The 20,086-nt window shown below is 47.0% G+C and carries 19 protein-coding genes; 6 read left to right on the top strand and 13 right to left on the bottom strand.

Annotated features, from left to right (window positions below):
- Window positions 1-212: 212 nt before the first annotated feature.
- From Q4491_RS06875 to ycaC, 5 genes are all read right to left on the bottom strand, one after another.
- Window positions 213-1,622, bottom strand: coding sequence for a DUF1254 domain-containing protein (locus Q4491_RS06875; RefSeq protein WP_303455949.1), 1,410 nt, complete (start codon window positions 1,620-1,622; stop codon window positions 213-215).
- A 44-nt stretch (window positions 1,623-1,666) separates the two neighbouring features.
- Complete coding sequence (locus Q4491_RS06870) at window positions 1,667-3,130, bottom strand: DUF1254 domain-containing protein (protein ID WP_303455947.1); 1,464 nt, start codon at window positions 3,128-3,130, stop codon at window positions 1,667-1,669.
- Between the two features lie 55 nt (window positions 3,131-3,185).
- Window positions 3,186-3,971, bottom strand: coding sequence for a hypothetical protein (locus Q4491_RS06865; RefSeq protein WP_218384180.1), 786 nt, complete (start codon window positions 3,969-3,971; stop codon window positions 3,186-3,188).
- A 27-nt stretch (window positions 3,972-3,998) separates the two neighbouring features.
- On the bottom strand, window positions 3,999-4,961 hold the full coding sequence (locus Q4491_RS06860; RefSeq protein ID WP_303455938.1) for a transporter: 963 nt from the start codon (window positions 4,959-4,961) through the stop codon (window positions 3,999-4,001).
- Window positions 4,962-5,659: 698 nt separating this feature from the next.
- Window positions 5,660-6,289 carry an isochorismate family cysteine hydrolase YcaC gene (gene ycaC / locus Q4491_RS06855; protein ID WP_303455936.1) on the bottom strand — a complete coding sequence of 210 codons (630 nt, stop codon included), beginning with the start codon at window positions 6,287-6,289 and terminating at the stop codon, window positions 5,660-5,662.
- 158 nt (window positions 6,290-6,447) lie between these two features.
- On the opposite strand from ycaC, the gene Q4491_RS06850 reads away from it, so the two are divergent.
- The 3 genes from Q4491_RS06850 (at window position 6,448) to Q4491_RS06840 (ending at window position 10,878) form a co-directional block, all read left to right on the top strand.
- Window positions 6,448-7,353, top strand: a complete 906-nt coding sequence (locus tag Q4491_RS06850; protein ID WP_303455935.1) for a LysR family transcriptional regulator — start codon at window positions 6,448-6,450, stop codon at window positions 7,351-7,353.
- A 606-nt stretch (window positions 7,354-7,959) separates the two neighbouring features.
- A complete protein-coding gene (locus Q4491_RS06845; protein ID WP_303455933.1) occupies window positions 7,960-8,826 on the top strand; it encodes a hypothetical protein in 867 nt (288 codons plus the stop codon).
- Between the two features lie 51 nt (window positions 8,827-8,877).
- Window positions 8,878-10,878 (top strand): HEAT repeat domain-containing protein, encoded by a 2,001-nt coding sequence (locus tag Q4491_RS06840; RefSeq protein WP_303455931.1) that lies wholly within the window; start codon window positions 8,878-8,880, stop codon window positions 10,876-10,878.
- A gap of 156 nt (window positions 10,879-11,034) precedes the next feature.
- Here Q4491_RS06840 and arsB read toward each other — a convergent pair whose 3' ends face one another.
- The 4 genes from arsB to Q4491_RS06820 form a co-directional block, all read right to left on the bottom strand.
- Complete coding sequence (gene arsB, locus Q4491_RS06835) at window positions 11,035-12,102, bottom strand: ACR3 family arsenite efflux transporter (protein ID WP_303455929.1); 1,068 nt, start codon at window positions 12,100-12,102, stop codon at window positions 11,035-11,037.
- Between the two features lie 19 nt (window positions 12,103-12,121).
- Window positions 12,122-12,841, bottom strand: coding sequence for an arsenical resistance protein ArsH (arsH, locus tag Q4491_RS06830; RefSeq protein ID WP_303455927.1), 720 nt, complete (start codon window positions 12,839-12,841; stop codon window positions 12,122-12,124).
- Window positions 12,842-12,850: 9 nt separating this feature from the next.
- Window positions 12,851-13,177: a metalloregulator ArsR/SmtB family transcription factor gene (locus Q4491_RS06825; RefSeq protein ID WP_192014789.1), complete on the bottom strand. Its 327-nt coding sequence runs from the start codon at window positions 13,175-13,177 to the stop codon at window positions 12,851-12,853.
- Between the two features lie 185 nt (window positions 13,178-13,362).
- On the bottom strand, window positions 13,363-14,280 hold the full coding sequence (locus tag Q4491_RS06820) for a LysR family transcriptional regulator (RefSeq protein WP_192014788.1): 918 nt from the start codon (window positions 14,278-14,280) through the stop codon (window positions 13,363-13,365).
- A gap of 95 nt (window positions 14,281-14,375) precedes the next feature.
- Here Q4491_RS06820 and Q4491_RS06815 point away from each other — a divergent pair, with 95 nt between their 5' ends.
- Window positions 14,376-15,242 carry a pirin family protein gene (locus Q4491_RS06815; RefSeq protein ID WP_218383628.1) on the top strand — a complete coding sequence of 289 codons (867 nt, stop codon included), beginning with the start codon at window positions 14,376-14,378 and terminating at the stop codon, window positions 15,240-15,242.
- A gap of 26 nt (window positions 15,243-15,268) precedes the next feature.
- Window positions 15,269-15,946, top strand: coding sequence for a hydrolase (locus Q4491_RS06810; protein WP_192014787.1), 678 nt, complete (start codon window positions 15,269-15,271; stop codon window positions 15,944-15,946).
- Window positions 15,947-16,089: 143 nt separating this feature from the next.
- On the opposite strand, the gene Q4491_RS06805 is transcribed toward Q4491_RS06810, so the two are convergent.
- On the bottom strand, window positions 16,090-16,773 hold the full coding sequence (locus tag Q4491_RS06805) for a glutathione S-transferase family protein (protein WP_192014786.1): 684 nt from the start codon (window positions 16,771-16,773) through the stop codon (window positions 16,090-16,092).
- A 121-nt stretch (window positions 16,774-16,894) separates the two neighbouring features.
- On the opposite strand from Q4491_RS06805, the gene Q4491_RS06800 reads away from it, so the two are divergent.
- The gene (locus tag Q4491_RS06800; protein WP_237794369.1) at window positions 16,895-17,869 is read left to right on the top strand and encodes a YafY family protein; all 975 of its coding nucleotides are present in this window, start codon (window positions 16,895-16,897) and stop codon (window positions 17,867-17,869) included.
- Window positions 17,870-17,915: 46 nt separating this feature from the next.
- Here Q4491_RS06800 and Q4491_RS06795 read toward each other — a convergent pair whose 3' ends face one another.
- From Q4491_RS06795 to Q4491_RS06785, 3 genes are all read right to left on the bottom strand, one after another.
- Window positions 17,916-18,575: a potassium channel family protein gene (locus tag Q4491_RS06795; protein WP_303455919.1), complete on the bottom strand. Its 660-nt coding sequence runs from the start codon at window positions 18,573-18,575 to the stop codon at window positions 17,916-17,918.
- Window positions 18,572-19,750 (bottom strand): low temperature requirement protein A, encoded by a 1,179-nt coding sequence (locus tag Q4491_RS06790; protein WP_225445043.1) that lies wholly within the window; start codon window positions 19,748-19,750, stop codon window positions 18,572-18,574. The genes Q4491_RS06795 and Q4491_RS06790 overlap by 4 nt, the downstream gene beginning before the upstream one ends.
- 68 nt (window positions 19,751-19,818) lie before the next feature.
- On the bottom strand, window positions 19,819-20,073 hold the full coding sequence (locus Q4491_RS06785) for a hypothetical protein (RefSeq protein WP_192014783.1): 255 nt from the start codon (window positions 20,071-20,073) through the stop codon (window positions 19,819-19,821).
- Window positions 20,074-20,086: the final 13 nt, after the last annotated feature.

Below are 20,086 nucleotides of genomic sequence, written 5' to 3'. Positions count from 1 at the left end.
TTGCTCTTGTTGACTGGGTAGTAATAAATGCACTATGTCCAACAGCCTGGACAATTATTAGACTAATGCTCTGATTTCGTGTTCCGTAGCATTATCGAAGATCTGAGAAATTGTAACAACCAAGCAGATAAAATCATTGAATCACATTTCATCACTGAGCGAACCCACACCCCAACATTATTCTAAACATTGAGGTGCGGATACTCAGTCAATTATTGTTTAACCGCTGTCATCAGTGGTCGTTTCCACGAGCCATTGAGTACAACTTCCTCAGGTATATATAATCGTAAAACACCATAAAATGAATGATCTGGCGCGGGAAGCCAATTACTTTCCAAATTTTTACCGGGTGAATCCTTCTGAATGTAAAGTGTAACACTGCCATCTTCACCTTTAGTCAGATTTTCTAACATTGGAGAGTTAATCAAATAACGATTCAACTTATTTTCAACTAAAAACTTGTTTTCACCATCATACATAGTTAAAGACCAGAATGCCTTAGCTGGTGGTAAACTCCCTTTTTCAAATCGCAACTGATAGTTATTCTTACTCGCATCCAATGGCTTATTTTCTGAGTCAATAAAGTACCCTAAATACATGGCTTCATCTGCAGAATTACCAAATATTCCTAAAGCAGCACCAGAATATCGATATAAATACTGATTTTTTAATTGTTCTCGCGTACCAAAGAAATCTCCACTCGTTACTTTGTGATTATCGATATAATCTTTCTTAAAAGTAGCGAATTTTTTACGCCCATCATTCATACCATCCTGCAGAGCACTTAGCTGGTCTTGGCTGAGTTCACTTAATGAAAAGTCTTCATCTGTCCCAATACCAATTTTAGATAGTCTTTCTTTGATGTCTTTTTCACTCGATACTGTAGGAGCAAAATCCAGCATAAAATCTAAATAACTGAAGAATGCTGGTGTCGTAGACATATCACTTGTGAGTTTTGGCCACGCTATTCTAGGTTCTTTTTTAGGTTGAGCTTCGTTAAGGTAGTCACTTAACATTTCAACCTTATATTTTGATTGTATTTTTCGAACATTATCAATATCACTGTCATCGATTAACTGAGTTCGATAAAGAGCATAGACAATTTCAGATTCACTGCGAATGACTTTACTGACATTGCTCGGCTTTTCACCCTGCCAGTTTGGACCAGTGACCATATATACACCACCGTCATTACCTGTCGTACGAGTACCAAGGTAGGCAAAGTTTTGTGTGTAAATATCAATTAACTGCACAGAATAGTAACGTTCTGACTCCACTTTAGGCAGCGTTAAAACTATAGGCTCAGCGCGTAAATCCATCCAGACAAACGAGTAAGGGGTATCCGAATTCGGGGTAATAAAGGACGTATCCTTGGGAGTATAAACATCCGAGGTATTACCTATCTGGTTAAAGTCTGCTTTGAAGTTAGAATCGTTCTTATCTACAGCCTGAACATAAAGTGTCTTATACATTTCTACAACGGGATAGCCATAAATATACGCTTCCTCTGCAATTGCCCTGGCTTCTTTTAAATCTTTCGTAAACTCTGCATAGGCAGGTAAACTTGCTGTAAATATCGGTAGAGCCGCAATCAGAGAAAAACACTTTCGACTTAAAATCATCTTAATTCCTTCCTATAAAATATATTCATCATCACGGAATAATGTTAATTCACTACTTCAATATCATTTAACTTCCAGCTCTTGTCGAAATATGCCTCAGTCGGCGCATAAAGACGGAAATATGAAAACCAGTGACGACCTTTTATCGTCTGTATCCAGTTACTTTCAAACCCAGCGGGAGCTGCAGGACCGAAATACAGATCAATAGAACCATCCTGGTTTTCCTTCAACTCATTACGTGAAGATACATCCGATTTCTTTTGTTTATTATCAATCAGGGTTCTGGTATCGATATCATATAACGTCATAGACCAGAACTGTTTTGCTGGTGGGTTTGCTGGTACCGTCAGCTTATAATTCTTACCACCATCTAGCCACTGGCCTTTATCATCTGTATATGCACCAAGATATGTTTGTCCCAACCCAGGGGTGCTCGACATCATACCTTTTGTATTCGTAACGGCTTCATAGAACCAAGCACTTCTCTCCCACAGCTGATCGTAATTCTCAACTCTTTGTGATGGATCATCAATCTGTAAAACTTTATCCCATTGTCTGTCTGACCAATAACGTGCTTTGGGAAAACGCTTCGCAAAAGTATTTGCTTTTGCTATTAACTCACCAATCTCCGCACCACTTTTGAGTGCTTTCAATTGAGATTCAGTCGGATTAAATGGCTTGTTTTTTTCAATGCCTAAGCTCGCTAACATTGCCATATAAAAACGGTCTCTCTCATTCACGGGTTCTTCCTGAATGATTTGATGAAGCCTTTCCCAGTAATGCATTCCTTTCGGTTGTGTTCCAGACCAGGCTTTACCCTTTGGCGTTAACAACTTAATTTCACTAGGGTTAGATTTCTTTGAATACGGGTAAATATTAAACGAAGATATTAATTTCTTTCCTTGTTCAGGATCCGGATCTAAGACTCTAAATCCGATTAGGTTATTCATTGTCTCAGACTGAACAACATAATAATCACTGCCGTCATCCGTAAACTCGTAACCCGGAGGCAGTAACAAATATTTCCCTCCATTCCCTTTATCTGGCCCTGTTTGCCCCATATCAACAACAGCACGTTGCCAGAAATCACCAATTCCACCAGCAGTCGGGCCTTTAGGCATATCAACTATCACTGGCCCCGTTTTATTGAGGTCAACGAAACTCAATAAATACGGAGTCGTCGCATTCGCTGTCAGTACACCGAGCTTATCTTCATAGCTATCGAGTAGCATTAAGTCGCCATTTTTGGCACCGAGATTTTGTTGAAATTCATTTTTCCACTGAGCATAAGATACCAAAGGTAACGCCCATAAATAGGTTTGCGTTGCCTGCTGATAGTCTAACTCTTCGAATAGCTGATTGATTGACGATTTACTGGGTAAATCGCTGTTCATTTCAATTTTTCCAAATCGCGTTTCTAAACTTTGAACTGCTTCACTGCTATTTGCAGAAAACGACACTGAGAAAGTTAAAAGTAGCAGTAAGCATTTATCATTAAACATTTTCATGATTAAATCCTTTAAAAAACATGAACGTCTATAAATTCAGTATTTACAATAACAATTAAAACGTTAAGTTAAACCCGCCTAATGTTGTGAACTTTGGCTCACCGGCGCCACTGTGTGATACGGTCCATTGTGGTTCAATGTAAAAGTTCAATATCGTACTGTCCATTTTCCATACTTTCCCGGCACCTAAACCCACTGGGATATAATAATTTCCATTTTCAATATTAAAGCTCCAGATACCGGTAGATCGAACATACCAACCTTCAGGTAAGTTAAAAATACCGAAGGGTTGAAATGTTACCGAGCCTACATCTTCCCGATCATCATCGCCTGCAAACGATTGTTGCCATTGCAAAAGAGCACCAAGTAGCCGCTTCGGGGCTGGGTCAACAATGACTGCGGCCAAACCAGCTTGCCACTTACCAGTACCCAGCTCATCATCGCTTGCGGTCGGGGCTGTTATTAATGGCCCGGCGCCAATTTGCATTGAACCTGCTTTAAATAAGAAAATGTCAAATAAGTTAATATCACCCAGCCCCGTTGTGTAGTCGTCACTTGCATCAGGACGAGTACTCACAGGCACAGTCAGTCGAAATAACTGTGGCACAGCAACAAAATCATTAGGTAAAACTGGCAGTGTACCCCGCAACAAGAAATCATTCGTATATTTATCAGTGCCATAAATATCTGACGTGTAATAGTTTTGCGCATTGAGCCCTGGCGACGGGTTTAGAGGGTTGTTACTTTTATTTGCAACTTCAGCGTTATTGGAAAATGCCGAAAATGATGAAAAGATGAAGCCAAATAATCCGATTTTTTTTGTCACACTCAGCTTACTCATAAGTCGATCCTATTAAAACGATATACACTAAAAAATCAATGTTGCTGTACCCATAAAAGTATTATCACTTTCTAATCTATTCTTACTGCTAATTGAAGGAACCCAACGAAAACTCAAGGATAGCGGCAGCTCCCCTTTTATTTTTGTATCATAAGTGGCTGTTGGTCCAACAACCCAATCGTAACCTTGAAAACCATTTAAACGATCAGCAATGGGGCCTGTATCATCACCCAATTGCTGAACCGTAGCCAAAACCAGTCCAAATCCGAAATTTTTATTCCATCGTTTTACAGCCAGCATATCTAGAGTAAGTAAAGGTGCATTTTGGTAGTCTGTGTCTTTATTTCGTGTATAAAACTGAATGCCCGCTACTGCATCCAACTCAATGCTATACATTGGAATAATTTTGGTATAAGCGATTTGAGGAATAAAAGTCCAGGTGTTAAGGCTTGGATTGGCTATTCGTGAAACATCATATTCACCGGTTGGAGCCCATACATTAAAGCTAAGAGAAAGATGTTCAAACTCAGAAAAATGATAGCCTGCAATTATTGGCGAAAAGTATAAATCATATAAGTCTGATGCCTGCTGTTCTTCTTTACCTGATATCGTTCCCACTTCGTGGTAATTATTAACATCTGTCCATATATAAGGTAGGGTAAAACTTGAAGCAAAGTTCCATCCATCCACACTGCCATCCCACACTTTCATTGCGGTCACTGTGGTAAAAGATAATTCAGCCTCTATCCCCGCAGACACAGTACCGGCAACAGGCACTTGTTTAGAGTTTTCAATACTGCCATCAAAATAGATCTGGTTAATGTTAATAGCCCAGATTGGTGTTGGTGAAACAATACCTGCACTTGTCTGCACATTCGTACCAGGAATGGGGCGACCCAATGCACCTTCGGTGGCAGAGATTTCTGATAGTGGATTTAACACAAACAACAACAATACTAATTTAAAAAATGAATTCAAGTTGATATCCATATTCAAAAAACCCATCAATCCAAACATAATCGATAAAATAACACTATGATATAATGTATATCCCTATTTATTTAAAATCGTATGACTTATTTAAAATCGTATGACAACTTTTAATTAGGGTTAAAACCTTTGGTAGCTTCAACATTAAAACCCCAGTGTTCAATCTAATAAACACTAGTACCATCTCATATAAAATGCAATTCATAACCAACGAAAAATACTTATTGAAACAATAGGATGATTATGATAATGCCCGTGAAATTTACTCAGACACACTGCCCCACTTACAACCCACAAGAAGCAAGAAAGTGCCTTTAATATTGCTGGATATCACATCTCAAAAAATCATGCTTTTAATTACAGAACAAAACATTAAGCAAATACGTTCACTCTACTTATACACTCATATTCACGCATAGATTGACATATTTAATCTTGTTAAAAACAACTACTCAGCATCATAATTAAAAATTAAAGACCATTTGAGATGAAAGAACTATTACCGAGAAATCATTTTTCACTTCACCACACAGACCTCACCCCAACATTCTTAGAGGTGGAAACATTATTCCTTTAGTAACAATATCTTTATTTCAACATGGATACGCCACATATCGTCTATGTGGCGTGCTTTGACGTTACATCAACCTAAAAGCATGGCTAACCAACCGATACCATGCGATTTAGTGTGAACGCACTCACTTTTTACCCTCAGTCAGGGTATTAAAGCTCGTGATCAGATTGCGGTAATCCGGGATATGATTTGAAAATAATGCGCCGAGTCCTTCAATGTCATTTCGCCAGTCACGGTGAAGCTCGCAGGCTAACCCGAACCAGGTCATTAACTGCGCGCCCGACTGAGACATACGATCCCAGGCAGAATGGCGGGTCACTTCGTTGAAAGTTCCGGAAGCATCGGTGACGACGAAGACATCGAAACCTTCTTCAATCGCTGACAATGCCGGGAATGCAACACAGACTTCAGTCACTACACCAGCAATAATAAGCTGTTTTTTACCGGTCGATTTAACCGCTTTCACAAAGTCTTCATTATCCCAGGCATTGATTTGCCCCGGCCGGGCGATATACGGCGCATCCGGAAATTGCGCTTTCAGTTCAGGAACGAGAGGACCATTAGGACCCGTTTCAAAACTGGTTGTCAGAATCGTTGGCAGCCCGAAATATTTTGCTAAATCACCGACTGCCAACACATTATTTTTGAATTTATCAGGGTCTATATCCCGAACCAGTGACAAAAGGCCGGTCTGGTGATCCACCAGCAACACTGCTGCATTATTTTTATCAAGCCGAACATATTGTTTACTCATGGTTTTCTCCTTCCCCGTTCTGTGAGTGCCATACACTTTTCACGAACTGCCATGAACGGTGGCCGATGACAGCATCGTATAAAAGTAGATACTGCTCGCAGGGAAGAGTAGGGTGCTAAAATGAGTATCAGTGTCCTATTTTCAGAACAATGTATACGATGCACGATCTGAACGATCTCTACTATTTTGTTCAAGCCGTAGATCATGGAGGATTTACTCACGCCGGTAAGGCGTTGGGTATCCCAAAATCCAAGCTCAGCCGCCGCATTGCTAACTTAGAAGACAAGCTCGGTGTCCGGCTCATTCAACGTACCACACGCCAGTTTATAATGACGGAAATCGGCCGTGCTTATTATGAACATTGTAAAGCCATGCTGGTAGAAGCGGAGGCGGCGCAAGAGGTCATTGAGACAACCCGGGCTGAGCCGCGAGGTGTTATTCGTATAACTTGCCCGGTTGCATTGTTACATCAGCACATCGGACTGATGCTGGCTGATTTCATGACCATGTATCCGCAGATTACCATCCATCTGGAAGCCACTAACCGCCGGGTTGATGTGGTCAAAGAAGCCATCGATATCGCCATCCGTGTCCGGCCACCCCCAATCCAGGACAGTGAGCTTGTTATGCGTATCTTAGCGGTGCGAGGTCAGTGTCTGGTGGCGAGCCCGGATCTGATTCGACAACTCAACCCGCCTGTCACCCCGCATGATCTGACTGCCCTCCCCAGTCTCGGACTGAGTAGTCAGCAGAAGGTTTTCACCTGGAAGCTGTTTAGTTCGGATCAATCTGAAATCACAGTGCAGCATACTCCCCGCTTTATCACGACCGATATGATTGCCTTACGTACTGCAGCATTAGCTGGTGTGGGTATCGTTCAGCTCCCATTACTTATGGTGCAAAAGCAACTTAAACAGGGCCTGCTCGTCAGAGTGGTGCCTGATTGGTCTCCTCACCAGGAAATTATTCATGCCATATTCCCAACCCGGCGCGGATTATTACCTTCTGTTCGCACGCTCATTAACTATCTTGCACAAAGGTTCAATACCATCGATGAAGAATAATGGTTGCTTTGCTCTCACGGTAAAATGCCGTTAGCATCCATGATATCAGTTAAGGACTATTATCAACCCTTCGTGTCTGACTTATACACGTCAGCTTACCCCCTTCATATAACACCGAATTAAATCTTTCACCTTTTCTCCGCCAAAGCATTAGGTATTACTAAAGTATAATAAAAGAATTAATAAAATTATTGTTAACCGAAAGCTTATAAAAACCCAACACCAACCGCCTTTCGTAGCATTCATTACAAATAATTAACGGCAACCCGTTTTGCTCACATTAACAACGTCCAGATAAAGACGGCGCTCGAACGAAAATTAGATGGACTTTATTTTTTCATTTTGATAATTTCAATAAAAGAATAAAAAACAGTGAACAATACACCACAAGGAACAGCAAAACAGAAAACTCTTTATTAGCTTCCAGCCCATATACAAACATGAAAAATGTTCCTTTTATTTTCACAAAAAAGATTAATTAGAAAACCACAACATTAGATAATAATAAATTAGCAAAAACGTACTTTTAAAAGGTATCCATCACGTTCGTGTATTCCAGAAAAACCTCAAGACGCGTTAACACTCCTATTATATAAGGAAACCTTTATGGCCAAATTTAAGCAATTAGCGCTCATCGCTTTACCCTTATTCAGCCTGACTCCAGTTGCTCACGCCTCACTGTACGCCGACTGTATTGCCTCCGGTGAGGCACTTGTCGACGCCAGGTTCGGAGGCTCCTATACCAAAGATGTGGATGATTCTTCTCAGGATCTGGCCTCTTCTACCATTAAAGGTTATCTGAACGTGCAAGGCCGCAGCAACTGCCTGCGTGTTGAAGGTATTGCCGGTATTGATGGCAAATTACTGAATAATGATATTCAGGTGGCGTCTGTCACCGCAGGTGCCACAGCAACCAATGCAGCGCAATTCGGCGTTGATGGACGCGTCAATGTGATGGGTACCGATATCCTTTCTCAGGAATACACCATGTCCGCAGAAGAAGGGCCATCGCTGAAGAAAAACCTGCCGATTCTGCCCATTCCGGATCTTGGCCTGTATGCGGGTATCCCGCTGGGACCTGTCATTCTGGATGTTGGTGTCGGCGTAAGAACCAAGCTCAACGTGGCACTGGAAGCAGGCTACGACAATCTGGCACTGACCGCCAAAGCCGTGCCCAGCGCCGATGTGACAGGATTCACTGAAGCCTCCGCCCGCATTTTGCTGAATAAAATCTCTCTCGGTGGTGAAGTGTCTATTATCTCGGATGATCTGGCCTTTGAAGCCTATGGTCGCTGGGATGCGCCGCAAAATGGTTTTGCGTTTGGTTACGGCATTACCAATACCGCCAACCTGGCCGGTGGCAATATTTACGGTTCGGTGAACGATAAGTACAAATTGACCATCTATGAATGGCCTGGCTACACCTTTGAGAAAACATTAGCGCAAGGAAGCACTTTCCTGCCCGTTCAGTAATCTCAGCGCCCTTCCTCCCCGCATCCACAGTGCGGGGAGCATCTCTGTGTCATGAGTCAATATTCTATGAAGAACAAATTACTTTTTATCCTGCTGCTGGTCAGCTGCGTAGCCGCAGGTGCCGCGCTGTTTCGTCTCTCAGAATCGCCCGCTTCCGCCCTACCTGACCATGAATCCGATTCTGCCTTACAGCCACCCGCCACACAAACAAGCACGAACAGCAATACGTCGGCTTTTCAGCACACTGGCGTGCCGTCTTCACACAGTGACAACACCGCCTCTGAGGCATTTGCTAAACAAGTCTTTGCGCTGCAATACAGTGCCGATATCGCTTTTTCAGCCCCTGGCACCACAGTTGAGCAAACGATCCGTTTTGATATTACCGGTGAAATGTTCCAGTACCGGCAATTCCAGGATGATCTCATCTACAAGCTGATAAGAATTCCGTCGCCGGACATCACTGCCGTCGTCAATCAGCAGGCCAATCCCGAGATAGTGGCGGCAATTCGTCAGCAGGTGCAGCAAGGGATAGAGTTCATCAGCTCCGCTGAAGGTGAGATCCTGGAAGTCTATCTGACACAGCCTCATCCGTCGCTGAAATCCATGGAGACGATCGCCTTCATGATGCAACACATTATTCCGGAAACGCTCAGCGGCAACGCGCAATGGCAACGCTCAGAAAAAGATTACAGCGGCGAGTTCACCGCATTCTACAGCCTGCAGCCGGACACCACGCCGACGCCGGCAACCGACAGCTACGCCTTATTCAAACGCCGTGAACTGAACAAAGCCGTCTATGACCAAGCCCGTGGATTGGCTCAGGCCCGCGGACTGGCAAACACACTCAAGCCTGTCTACTCCTTCAGCCATCAGGCTCGCTGGGATCAGCAACACAGAATGCTGCAATCGTTGTCTGTGGATGAAAGCGTCCAGCATCTGCTCAACGACCAGCCGCTGGCAAGCAATAACAACCGCTTGGTGCTTAACCTGACGTCATGGTCTCAGAGCATCAGTCAGGCTGAACTTGCCCTGATCCAACAGGTTCAATCGCAGCGTCAGATCGAGTTAACCGCCGCTGAGGTGTTTCTCTCCACCGGGGGCAAAGCCAGTCAGGGGGCCGGCGCTCAGAAAGCAGCGAGTGCTGAGCAACAAAAGTCAGATCAGACAACTCAGGGTATCAACACCTCAGCGGAAGAGGCTTATCAGGAAATTAAAGACCTTTATGATGCCATGCTGTCGCTGGATGGTCTGGAAAGGGTTAAAGCCGAAAGCCAGCTGAGCGCCCTGCTGCAGAACTTTGCCCGCGCCTATCCCGGCGATCTGGATCTGCTGACCGATGATCTGGCGAAATTTGGTACTCATGAACCGGGGTTCAGCCTGTATCTGAGTGCACTGAGTACAGTGGCCAGCCGCGCTTCGCAGGAAGCAATGCTAACCACGCTGAATGCCAGGATGAATGAGAATCAGGCGGCAGCCTCAATCATGGCGTCGCTGGCGCTGTCGCCGCAGGGCAATACGCAAACCTTTGAACGCTTCTCCAATATGGTCGGCAACAGCCCGTTGGCGGCGTCGATGCCAGCCAATGTCGATCTGGCCAAAAGCGCCATGGTTCAGCGTATGGGTGTGGAAGACAGCACCACAGCCAACGCTTATGTCTCTGATCAATTGCGGGAACTCAGATCTGCGCCCGATACCTCGGCGACCCTTCATCATCTAACAGTGCTGGGAAATATGGGGCAATACCTGAGCTTCGGAGATTTGCACACTTATACCGAGCAATCCAATACCGACATTCGCCAGCGGGCTACCCATGCCCTGCGGTTTGTCCCCGGCTCGGATGCCACCGACTATTTGTTGCAGACGCTCAAAGATGACACGAATGTCACCACCCGCGAAGTGGCCGCCAATTCTCTCAGTTATCGCGCGCTGGACAACACGACTCTGGAGCAACTCCGACAGCAGATTGAGACTGAATCCAGCCAGCAGATCAAAGACAGATTGCAGGACATAGTCGATAAAAATGCACAAGAAACGAGTGAATTAGCTCAGTAGATCCCAGTATCAGCAGCCCTCGATTTCAGTCGCTCTCGGTATCAACCAGAGAGCAACTGAACCGTACCTTTTGCGTGTAGTGGCAAAAAAACACTCTTTTCTGCACCACTACACGCAGCAAGCTGGACGGGATTTCATGGCGTGCTAGATACGCAACTAAGCCGGATAATACTTACGCTTCATTTTCAGCGCGACATTCACCAAGGCAATCAAAACCGGTACTTCCACCAATGGGCCAATTACACCGACAAAAGCCTGATCGGAATTCAGGCCAAAAACCGCAATCGACACCGCAATAGCCAGCTCAAAATTATTGCCTGATGAGGTAAAAGCAATCGAGGTATTCTGATCGTAAGGCAAGCCCATTTTGTTGCCGATAAAGAAACTGGCAAAAAACATGATCAAGAAATAAATCACCAGCGGTATCGCTACCTGTACGACATCCATTGGCAGCTCAATGATCATTTCGCCTTTCAGGCTGAACATCAGCACTATGGTCGCCAGCAAAGCAATTAAGGTGATCGGCGAAATGCGCGGGATAAAGACCTGGTTGTACCAATCCTCGCCCTTGGCAGCGACCAGCCATTTGCGGCTCAGAAAGCCCGCAAGGAAAGGTATGCCAAGATAAATCAATACACTCTCAGCGATGTCGATAATGGTAATATCAACCGCAAATCCCTGCAGCCCGAACATGGGTGGCAGTACCGTAATAAACAGCCAGGCCATCAAGCTATAAGTGAAAATCTGGAACACGCTGTTCAGGGCAACCAGGGTCGCCCCGTACTCTTTGTTGCCGCCACTGATATCATTCCATACCAGCACCATTGCAATGCAACGTGCCAGACCAATCAAAATCAGCCCGACCATGTATCCCGGCTGATCACGCAAGAAAATCACCGCGAGTGAAAACATCAGAATCGGGCCGATAATCCAGTTCATGATCAGCGACAGGGTGATGGCACGCTTATCCCGGGTCACCTCACCCAGCAAGCTGTAGTTCACCTTCGCCAGCGGCGGGTACATCATCAGAATCAAGCCAATCGCCAGCGGAATATTGGTGCTTCCCACTGACATCGATTCATTCCATTGCGCCACCTCAGGAAAAGCCACCCCCAGGCCGACACCTGCCGCCATGGCTAAAAAAATCCAGACGGTTAAATACCTGTCCAGAAAACGCATTTTATGGGATACAGCCACATCCGCGCAGGCTTGTATATTTGTCATGTTAGATTCTCTATCTCAATTAGATGCTTCGCTGATTAACACGTTCAGATAACTTTTCAGCACTCTCTACACGCTCAGAATAGCGGTCAACAAGCCAATCCTTATTGTCGCGGAGCAATAAGGTAAACTTAAATAATTCTTCCACCACATCGACGATGCGCCGATAGTAAGCGGACGGTTTCATTCTGCCATCCTCTTCAAACTCCATGTATGCCTTCGCCACCGAAGACTGGTTGGGAATCGTAAACATCCGCATCCATCGGCCCAAAATGCGCATCTGGTTTACCGCGTTAAACGACTGGGAGCCTCCTGAAACCTGCATCACTGCAAGCGTTTTACCTTGTGTTGGCCTGACGGAGCCAATACTCAGCGGTATCCAGTCGATTTGGCTTTTCATAATGCTTGTCATCGCACCGTGCCGCTCCGGTGAGCACCATACCTGGCCTTCCGACCACATCATTAACTCCCGCAGTTCTGCCACCTTAGGATGAGACGCCTCGCAGGTATCAGGCTGAGGCAGGCCAGCAGGATTAAAAATGCACACTTCCGCGCCCATGGCGGTGAGCAACCGGGCAGCTTCCTCTATCACTAAGCGGCTATAGGATCGCTCGCGGAGTGAGCCGTACAGCAGCAGAATTCGCGGCGGGTGCGTGGCATACTGACGGCAAAGCATATCGGTCTCCGGAATGTGAAATTCATCCGTTTCTATATTTGGCAACAGTTCTGGCACCTCAGGCATAATAACCTCCTAAAAATCACATAGGTTTGCAGAAAGCGAATGCAGTTCTGCCGTAATCAGCGCTTGATTGTTTTTCAGTGTGTGGTTCAAAACCTCCTGCATCCATACAGGGAGTTCGTCATTCAGCCGGTAATACACCCACTTGCCACGACGTTGATCGCTGACCAGACCATTCTTCCGGAGTTCAGCCAGATGGCGAGACACTTTAGGCTGGCTCAGATCCAGCGAAGACATCAGGTCGCACACACATAACTCGCCCTTGGACATCAGCAACAACAATGATTTAAGCCGAGTTTCCTCGGCCAGTGATTTGTAAAACGTTAATGCGTCACACATGGCTCTATCATATATGAAATTTCGAATATGATGAGGTTATTGGGTTACGGCCCGCAAGTCAATACTGTTTGAGGTGCTAGCAAGGAGCAGTACTTTCCTCTGCTTGCATTAGGTAAGAAAGCCGATGGGCGGCAACTCTCATGTCTGTAGCCGGGTAAGCTCGGTGTCCGCCATCAATGCAAATATTACCCTTCAGCCATCGATGACCGACTGATACCACCGAGCCTTTTCTCCAACAGCTCTGAAGCTAAATCAATGAAATACCTCAGCTTTGGTGGCATAAATTGTTGTCGGGGATAAACAATATGAATCGGATCAGCCTTTGCGTGCCATTCAGGTAGAATACGCACTAACTTGCCTGCATGACCCGTATTTTCATACAAATACGTCGGTAATAACGCAATGCCCTCGCCGGCAATCGCCATGGCATGCATGAGCCCGACATCATTCACCACGACGGTACCGGGCATAGGGACAGTGACGCTGTTGCTTTGGTTGTACAGTGTCCAGGATGCTTTACCTAATGCGCTGAATTGCAGGCACGAATAATGACGAAGATCCTGAGGGTTTTCGGGGGGGTCTATTGTTTCTAAAAATGCCGGACTCGCAAAGGGTGCCCAGCATGCCGTTCCGACTTTTTTTGCTACTAAGGTTGAGTCTGCCAGCGATCCCGTCCTGATCGCAACGTCAATACCTTCTGCAATCAGATCGACATACCGGTTCATTAAGACCAACTCCAGGGTGACTTTCGGGCAGTGCTGCCTCATTGTCGAAATGATCTCAGACAGAATATGATCACCGAGATCGGCCGGTGCCGTAATACACAAGCGGCCCGCCGGTTCCGCCACCGACTCCACGACTGCCGATTCTGCATCAAGGATATGATGCAGCCCTTTCGCGGCATGCTTAAAGTAAATTTCCCCCGCCTCGGTTAATTGCAATTTTCGGGTTGTGCGTTGCAACAGTGTCACGCCGAGCCGTTTTTCAAGCCGCGCAACACGCGTACTGATGGTTGATGTCGGCGAGCCAATCAGCCTTGCTGCTGCACTAAAGCTTCCGGATTCAACAACCTTCACGAAGACTGCGGTTTCATTAAAGTCCATTGTTCATCTCATTGAAAAGTGTTTTTGAATTTTACTACCTAATAAAAGAGCTGAGTATCAACTACATTAAGATTCATGCAATCTTGAGGAGTTGAATGATGAAAAAGCTTTCGTTTATTAAAAAAAGTAACGGTAATCATTGGGTCGGAGATGGTTTTCCGGTACGGGGTATTTTTTCTTATGCCGATATTGCACAAGAAATGTCGCCATTTTTATTAATGGACTACGCCGGACCCGCTTATTTTCCACCCACAACAAACAAACTGGGTGTGGGCCAGCATCCGCATCGCGGTTTTGAGACCGTCACCATCGTTTATGACGGCGGCGTATCACACCGTGACTCTTCCGGTGCCGGTGGCACGATCGAGCCTGGTGATGTTCAGTGGATGACTGCCGCTTCAGGGATCATCCATGAGGAATATCATAGCCCGGCGTTTGCTCAGTCTGGCGGGGCCTTCGAAATGGTCCAGCTGTGGGTGAACTTACCGGCAAAAGATAAGATGACATCGCCTTCCTATCAGGGAATTACCAACGCGGAGATACCTGAAGCCTCTCTGCCAGACGATGCCGGTATCGCTCGCATCATTGCCGGTTCCTATGAACACACTACCGGGCCAGCCAGCACATTTACCCCAATGAATGTTTGGGATTTGCGTTTAAAAGCCAATCATCACGTTTCCTTTCAACTGCCGGAAGGACATACCACTGCGCTTTTCATTCTGAAAGGTAAGGTCAAGATTGAGGACAAACATCTTGTTCATGAAGCTGAACTCGCAGTCATGGAACGTGAAGGAGACGTTTTTAGCTTCAGTGTAGAAGAAGAGACAACTGCGCTGTTACTGAATGGCGCGCCATTAAACGAGCCTGTTGTCGGTCACGGCCCTTTTGTAATGAACACCCGTGAAGAAATTTCACAGGCAATCTTTGATTACAACAACGGCCAATTTGGAAAAATCAGCTAAATAAAGCACTTACTGAGGAATTAATAATGAGCTCTCCAGCTAATTTCGGAAATACAAAACCAACAATCGATCCCGCCGATAGCGTAATGCTACTGATTGATCACCAAAGTGGTCTGTTCCAAACCGTCGGTGACATGCCTATGCCAGAACTACGCCAACGGGCTGCTGCCTTAGCGAAAATGGCTACTTTGTCAGAGCTTCCTGTTATTACAACAGCGTCCGTACCTCAGGGGCCAAATGGTCCGTTGATTCCAGAGATACATGAAAACGCTCCGCATGCTCAATATGTGGCTAGAAAAGGTGAAATTAATGCGTGGGACAACCCTGACTTTGTCAATGCTGTAAAAGCTACAGGGCGAAAAACACTCATTATTGCCGGCACGATTACCAGTGTATGTATGGCATTTCCCGCTATCAGTGCTGTCTACGATGGCTATAAGGTTTTTGCGGTTGTGGATGCCTCGGGCACCTACTCGAAAATGGCCCAAGAGATCACACTTGCCAGAGTGGTACAAGCTGGTGTGGTTCCTATGGATACCGCCGCTGTTGCATCTGAACTTCAAGGCACCTGGAATCGTGAAGATGCGATGGAATGGGCGGCAATTTATACCAAGATTTTCCCGGCCTACCAACTCCTGATTGAGAGCTATGGTAAAGCGCAAGATGTTGTGAAAAATAATGAAACGTTAGACTCACAACGATAACGTCTCCTTTCAAGGTGATGATTCTGTACAAGACATCGCGTTGAAAAAGAGGGGCATTCATGCCCCTGCGGTGTATGGCTGGCTCTGATGAATGCCATCTGAGCCAGCCATTTTTTGGTGTCCGCACTATGGGCAGAAAACCGCTACCTGCGTGCGAATTCCCCTGCTTCCAGTATTTTTAAACGCCCGGCTTCATGATCAGCCGCCAGTTTGGTATCCAGATCTTTGGCATATGTAAAGCAAGGCCGTGCAGTGACCCGCGCCAGGTACTGAGTAATCACAGGATCTGGCTCAACCGATCCAAATGCCGTGCAATATTTCAGTGCTGTTGCCCATAACAGATCAGCCGCCGTAAAACGCTCTCCCAGCAAATAAGGGCCTGCCCTGAGTTGCTCAATGAGTATCCCGAGCACAGTGTCGTAGTCTCCGTACGGGCTGACCTTTTGCTCATTGGGCACCCACCCCATGGCTTTGTCGCAAACAGCGGGTTCAAAGCAGGCGGAGTAATAGAGCATCCAACGTAAATAGGGACCACGCAGCGGATCGCTCAGGCCGGGAGCCAGGCCGCCGGAGGAAAATAAGTCAGCCAGATACAAATAGATTGCCACCTGATCAGTAATCAAGGCACCGTCATCAAGTAAAGCCGGTACCTTCCCCAGCGGGTTAATCGCCAGATAGGCCGGTTGTCTGTTCTCCTCCACCAGCATATTCAGCACATTCAGTTTAAAAGGCACATTCAGCTCGTTAAGCAGGATCAGAACGCTGGACGAGCGCGTATGCGGTGAATGGAAGAATACCAGTTCGTTACCAAGTGCTTTATCGGACATTGTTATTTCCTGTTGTTGTTATCAGTCCGGGTCATTATATTGGCCATACCTGTCAGATTTTGTCAGGTTTATAAACGATCCTGACTCTTTCTGATTTCTTTCTTTAACGGTGGAAAAGCTGATGCGCGCCAGTCGACTCCTGACCATTCTGATGACCCTGCAATCCCGCGAGCAAGTCAGTGCAGCAGAGCTCGCCCGCGACTGTCAGGTTTCTGTCCGCAGTATCTACCGCGACATCGACAGCCTGAGTGCGCTGGGTATCCCTGTATACAGCGAGCAGGGCGTCAATGGGGGTTACCGGTTGCTGGAAGGCTACCGAACACAGCTCAATGGTTTCTCTAAACAGGAAATCGAAACACTTTTCATGCTCGGTTTGTCCGGCCCGATGCAGGAACTGGGACTCGCGCCCGCCATGTCGGAAGCCAGACTGAAGTTACTGGCTGCCATTCCGGTCAGTCTCCGCACTCACGCCGAACGATTTCAGTCCAGTTTTCTACTGGATACCCCAGGCTGGTTTACAGAAAAGGAAACCGTTGGCGACCTGCCGCAGCTGTTCAACGCAATCTGGCAGAAAAACCAGATCAAGTTTGATTATCAAAGCTGGCGTGGCAGCAGCCAGCGGGTCGTGAATCCGCTGGGTATGGTGTTAAAGGCTGGCACCTGGTATTTGGTGGCTCAGTCTCAGATGCAGGTCAAAACTTACCGGGTTGCCCGCATTCAGGATCTGAGTATCCTGAATCACTCTTTTGAATCACCGGTGCCCTTTGACTTATCCGCATACTGGCAGCAAAGCACCCGCCAGATGGAAACTGAACTCTACCCCTACACAGCAGAGATCAAACTCACCGCCAAAGGGCTCAAGATGTTACATAGCCTGAGCCCCCCTTATGTCCGGCAACACACACAAATTACTCACACAGATAATACGGGCTGGACAAGCGTCACCTTACCCTCAGGCAAAACCGAACAGGCGGTGGTGGAAATGCTGAGATTCGGACCGGAAGTTCAGGTTATCCAGCCTGAAGCGTTGCGCCAGGCAATGAAAGACGTCATAGAAGTGATGGGGCAATATTATGACGAGTCACGCACTGAATGACTGGAATCACCCGTAATTTGCCTCACCAGATAGCGCATCACTGACCTTATCTTCTGCCTGACGCGTACAGCCCGACCAGTCTGGACAGCAAGATCACGGTATAAAGCACACCGATGACGGCTTCGAGCGATGCAACAGCCTGAGCATAAAATCCCACTGGCGTTATATCACCATACCCCAGGGTAGTCAGCGTGATATAACTGTAATACACCATCTGCTGCCAGTTGATTATTGCGCCAGAGCTCACGATAAACGAACCGGGAGCAACCCATTCAATCAGTGCAAAAATGGCGGCAAACCCTGAGCCAATCACAAGATATAAAGAGGTCGCTGAAAGTACCACATCGGCCATCACGGTACGGGCGCGAAATGTATACAATGCCAGTACCACGACCATCGCGAGATGATAGACAATTGAAGTGAGAAAAACAGCCAGCGCCGCTGACTGGCTCGGAAGGTAAGAATTGTTCAAACCCACCATCAGAACGGCCAGACCACTTACAGCGACAAAGCCCCGCAACCAGACATCGCCGGTTAGCGCCCATGTCGCAGCAACGAAAATAACAGCGTAAAAACAATAAAACACGGCAGGCCATATCCCGCTTGCCACCGACAGCGGATAGGTCAGGTTGTGCAAAAGGATGGCGCATAGCAGGGTCAGGTTGACGGCCACACCCCGAGTTGCAGCCAGCGGTTGCCCCGTCATGCCCGATTGCCCTCCCCCCCGAATCGGGCAAGTGATAAGAGAATGCCCAACACACCAGTGCCGAGCCAGAGCCCCAGCCAATGGAAAGAAAAGGCCAGCCAGCTCCAGAGGACAAGCGCTACAACAGCAATCAGGTAAGCAAACGGCATTTTCTTCGCTATGGTCCGGCGAAACATAGCGCTGCCGAACAGAAAAATCGACGGGCCGGCAGCAGCCGCCGTCACAACCGGCAGATGGACCGGCTCCAGGGGGTGATCGACAATGAGTTCAATCGCAACCGCTGTCACTATTGCACCACCCACCATAATGCCATGCGCATAAGCCAGACTGGCTCTGGCTAGCTTAGTATGATCAGCTTCCTGCAGAAAACGATGCTCCCCCGCTTCCGTCAGGTGCACAAAATATATCCACCACAGCGTGACAATCAGAAAAAAGCCCACAGTAGCCGCAGCCAGCGTGTCAGCATGCAGCGCATTTCCCACTAACAACCCACCCAACAACAGGATGGATTCACCCAATGCAATAATGAACACCTGCTGATTCCGCTCCAGCAGATGTAATCCGCGCAACGGCCAGCTTTCCATTGGCGTCGCCCCTTTACCGGGCAACCAGAACCCCACGTATGGAGCGGCGTAGTCAATCACCACAGCCAGCATCCAGCACCCTAATCGGAGTTCAGGCAGCCAAACGCCTGCCATCCAGAAAAGGCCGGATATTCCACTCCAGGCACCAAGCTGAGCGTAGTTCTGCCCCATCCTTTCGCCCCGGAAAACAAGCGCCATATATCCGGCACGGGTCAAGGCCATCACCACGTAAGCACCGGCAAAGAGCCCAGCCCTTGAAGAAAACGCCAGAGGCATAGCAATCGCCATCAGCAATGCACAGGCCATCAGCACAACCATCAGCATCCGGCCGCGGGCGTGATCCGGATCCAGCCAGTTAGTGGCCCATGCGGTATAGTTCCAGGACCACCATACCGCGGCAAACAGCGTTAAAGCCTCCAGTGCCCCCAGCCAGGAACTGTGTGCCAGCAAGAAGTGCGAGAGCTGAATAATCGTGAACACATACACCAAATCGAAAAACAACTCGATATTGGTCACATGGGGATGCTCGTCTGTCGCCAGCTGGCGCAACGCGGCTTTTGGAGCAAGCTTAAGAATCATGGACTGTATCATCTGCCTTCCCGGAAAATACCTCATCTCAGTGCCTTTCACCTGAGCCAGTGAACGGCACAGGCAATCACTTATCCGCGATGCTTTGCCAGCAGCCAGGCAATGACGGCCGGTATGGCAAATACCACAGCAAAAATAGGCAATTCCTCTGCCAGGCTGTATCCCGCATCAACAACCCCCACCCAGAGATTCACAGCGGCACAAATCAGCCAGGCCAGCAGAAACGGTTTCAGAAATCGTGCAAAAGGCTGCCCGGTGAACCAGGACACCACAAAGAACAGTCCGAGTAGCAGCAAGCCCCCGCCAATGACATAGATCGTATGCATTCAATGCTCCTGT

Source organism: Photobacterium sp. 2_MG-2023 (assembly GCF_030547675.1).
GTDB lineage: Bacteria > Pseudomonadota > Gammaproteobacteria > Enterobacterales > Vibrionaceae > Photobacterium > Photobacterium arenosum.
This window is presented reverse-complemented; position numbering and strand designations above follow the sequence as displayed.

What these genes read in the sequence shown, in the direction of transcription:
- Q4491_RS06870 (WP_303455947.1), bottom strand. Translation starts at nt 3,130, where the DNA reads ATGAAAATGTTTAATGATAAATGCTTACTGCTACTTTTAACTTTCTCA.
- Q4491_RS06815 (WP_218383628.1), top strand. Translation starts at nt 14,376, where the DNA reads ATGATGAAAAAGCTTTCGTTTATTAAAAAAAGTAACGGTAATCATTGG.
- Q4491_RS06865 (WP_218384180.1), bottom strand. Translation starts at nt 3,971, where the DNA reads ATGAGTAAGCTGAGTGTGACAAAAAAAATCGGATTATTTGGCTTCATC.
- Q4491_RS06875 (WP_303455949.1), bottom strand. Translation starts at nt 1,622, where the DNA reads ATGATTTTAAGTCGAAAGTGTTTTTCTCTGATTGCGGCTCTACCGATA.
- arsH (WP_303455927.1), bottom strand. Translation starts at nt 12,841, where the DNA reads ATGCCTGAGGTGCCAGAACTGTTGCCAAATATAGAAACGGATGAATTT.
- arsB (WP_303455929.1), bottom strand. Translation starts at nt 12,102, where the DNA reads ATGACAAATATACAAGCCTGCGCGGATGTGGCTGTATCCCATAAAATG.
- Q4491_RS06810 (WP_192014787.1), top strand. Translation starts at nt 15,269, where the DNA reads ATGAGCTCTCCAGCTAATTTCGGAAATACAAAACCAACAATCGATCCC.
- Q4491_RS06840 (WP_303455931.1), top strand. Translation starts at nt 8,878, where the DNA reads ATGAGTCAATATTCTATGAAGAACAAATTACTTTTTATCCTGCTGCTG.
- Q4491_RS06790 (WP_225445043.1), bottom strand. Translation starts at nt 19,750, where the DNA reads ATGATACAGTCCATGATTCTTAAGCTTGCTCCAAAAGCCGCGTTGCGC.
- Q4491_RS06785 (WP_192014783.1), bottom strand. Translation starts at nt 20,073, where the DNA reads ATGCATACGATCTATGTCATTGGCGGGGGCTTGCTGCTACTCGGACTG.
- Q4491_RS06860 (WP_303455938.1), bottom strand. Translation starts at nt 4,961, where the DNA reads ATGGATATCAACTTGAATTCATTTTTTAAATTAGTATTGTTGTTGTTT.
- Q4491_RS06820 (WP_192014788.1), bottom strand. Translation starts at nt 14,280, where the DNA reads ATGGACTTTAATGAAACCGCAGTCTTCGTGAAGGTTGTTGAATCCGGA.
- Q4491_RS06795 (WP_303455919.1), bottom strand. Translation starts at nt 18,575, where the DNA reads ATGACGGGGCAACCGCTGGCTGCAACTCGGGGTGTGGCCGTCAACCTG.
- Q4491_RS06805 (WP_192014786.1), bottom strand. Translation starts at nt 16,773, where the DNA reads ATGTCCGATAAAGCACTTGGTAACGAACTGGTATTCTTCCATTCACCG.
- Q4491_RS06845 (WP_303455933.1), top strand. Translation starts at nt 7,960, where the DNA reads ATGGCCAAATTTAAGCAATTAGCGCTCATCGCTTTACCCTTATTCAGC.
- Q4491_RS06800 (WP_237794369.1), top strand. Translation starts at nt 16,895, where the DNA reads ATGCGCGCCAGTCGACTCCTGACCATTCTGATGACCCTGCAATCCCGC.
- ycaC (WP_303455936.1), bottom strand. Translation starts at nt 6,289, where the DNA reads ATGAGTAAACAATATGTTCGGCTTGATAAAAATAATGCAGCAGTGTTG.
- Q4491_RS06825 (WP_192014789.1), bottom strand. Translation starts at nt 13,177, where the DNA reads ATGTGTGACGCATTAACGTTTTACAAATCACTGGCCGAGGAAACTCGG.
- Q4491_RS06850 (WP_303455935.1), top strand. Translation starts at nt 6,448, where the DNA reads ATGCACGATCTGAACGATCTCTACTATTTTGTTCAAGCCGTAGATCAT.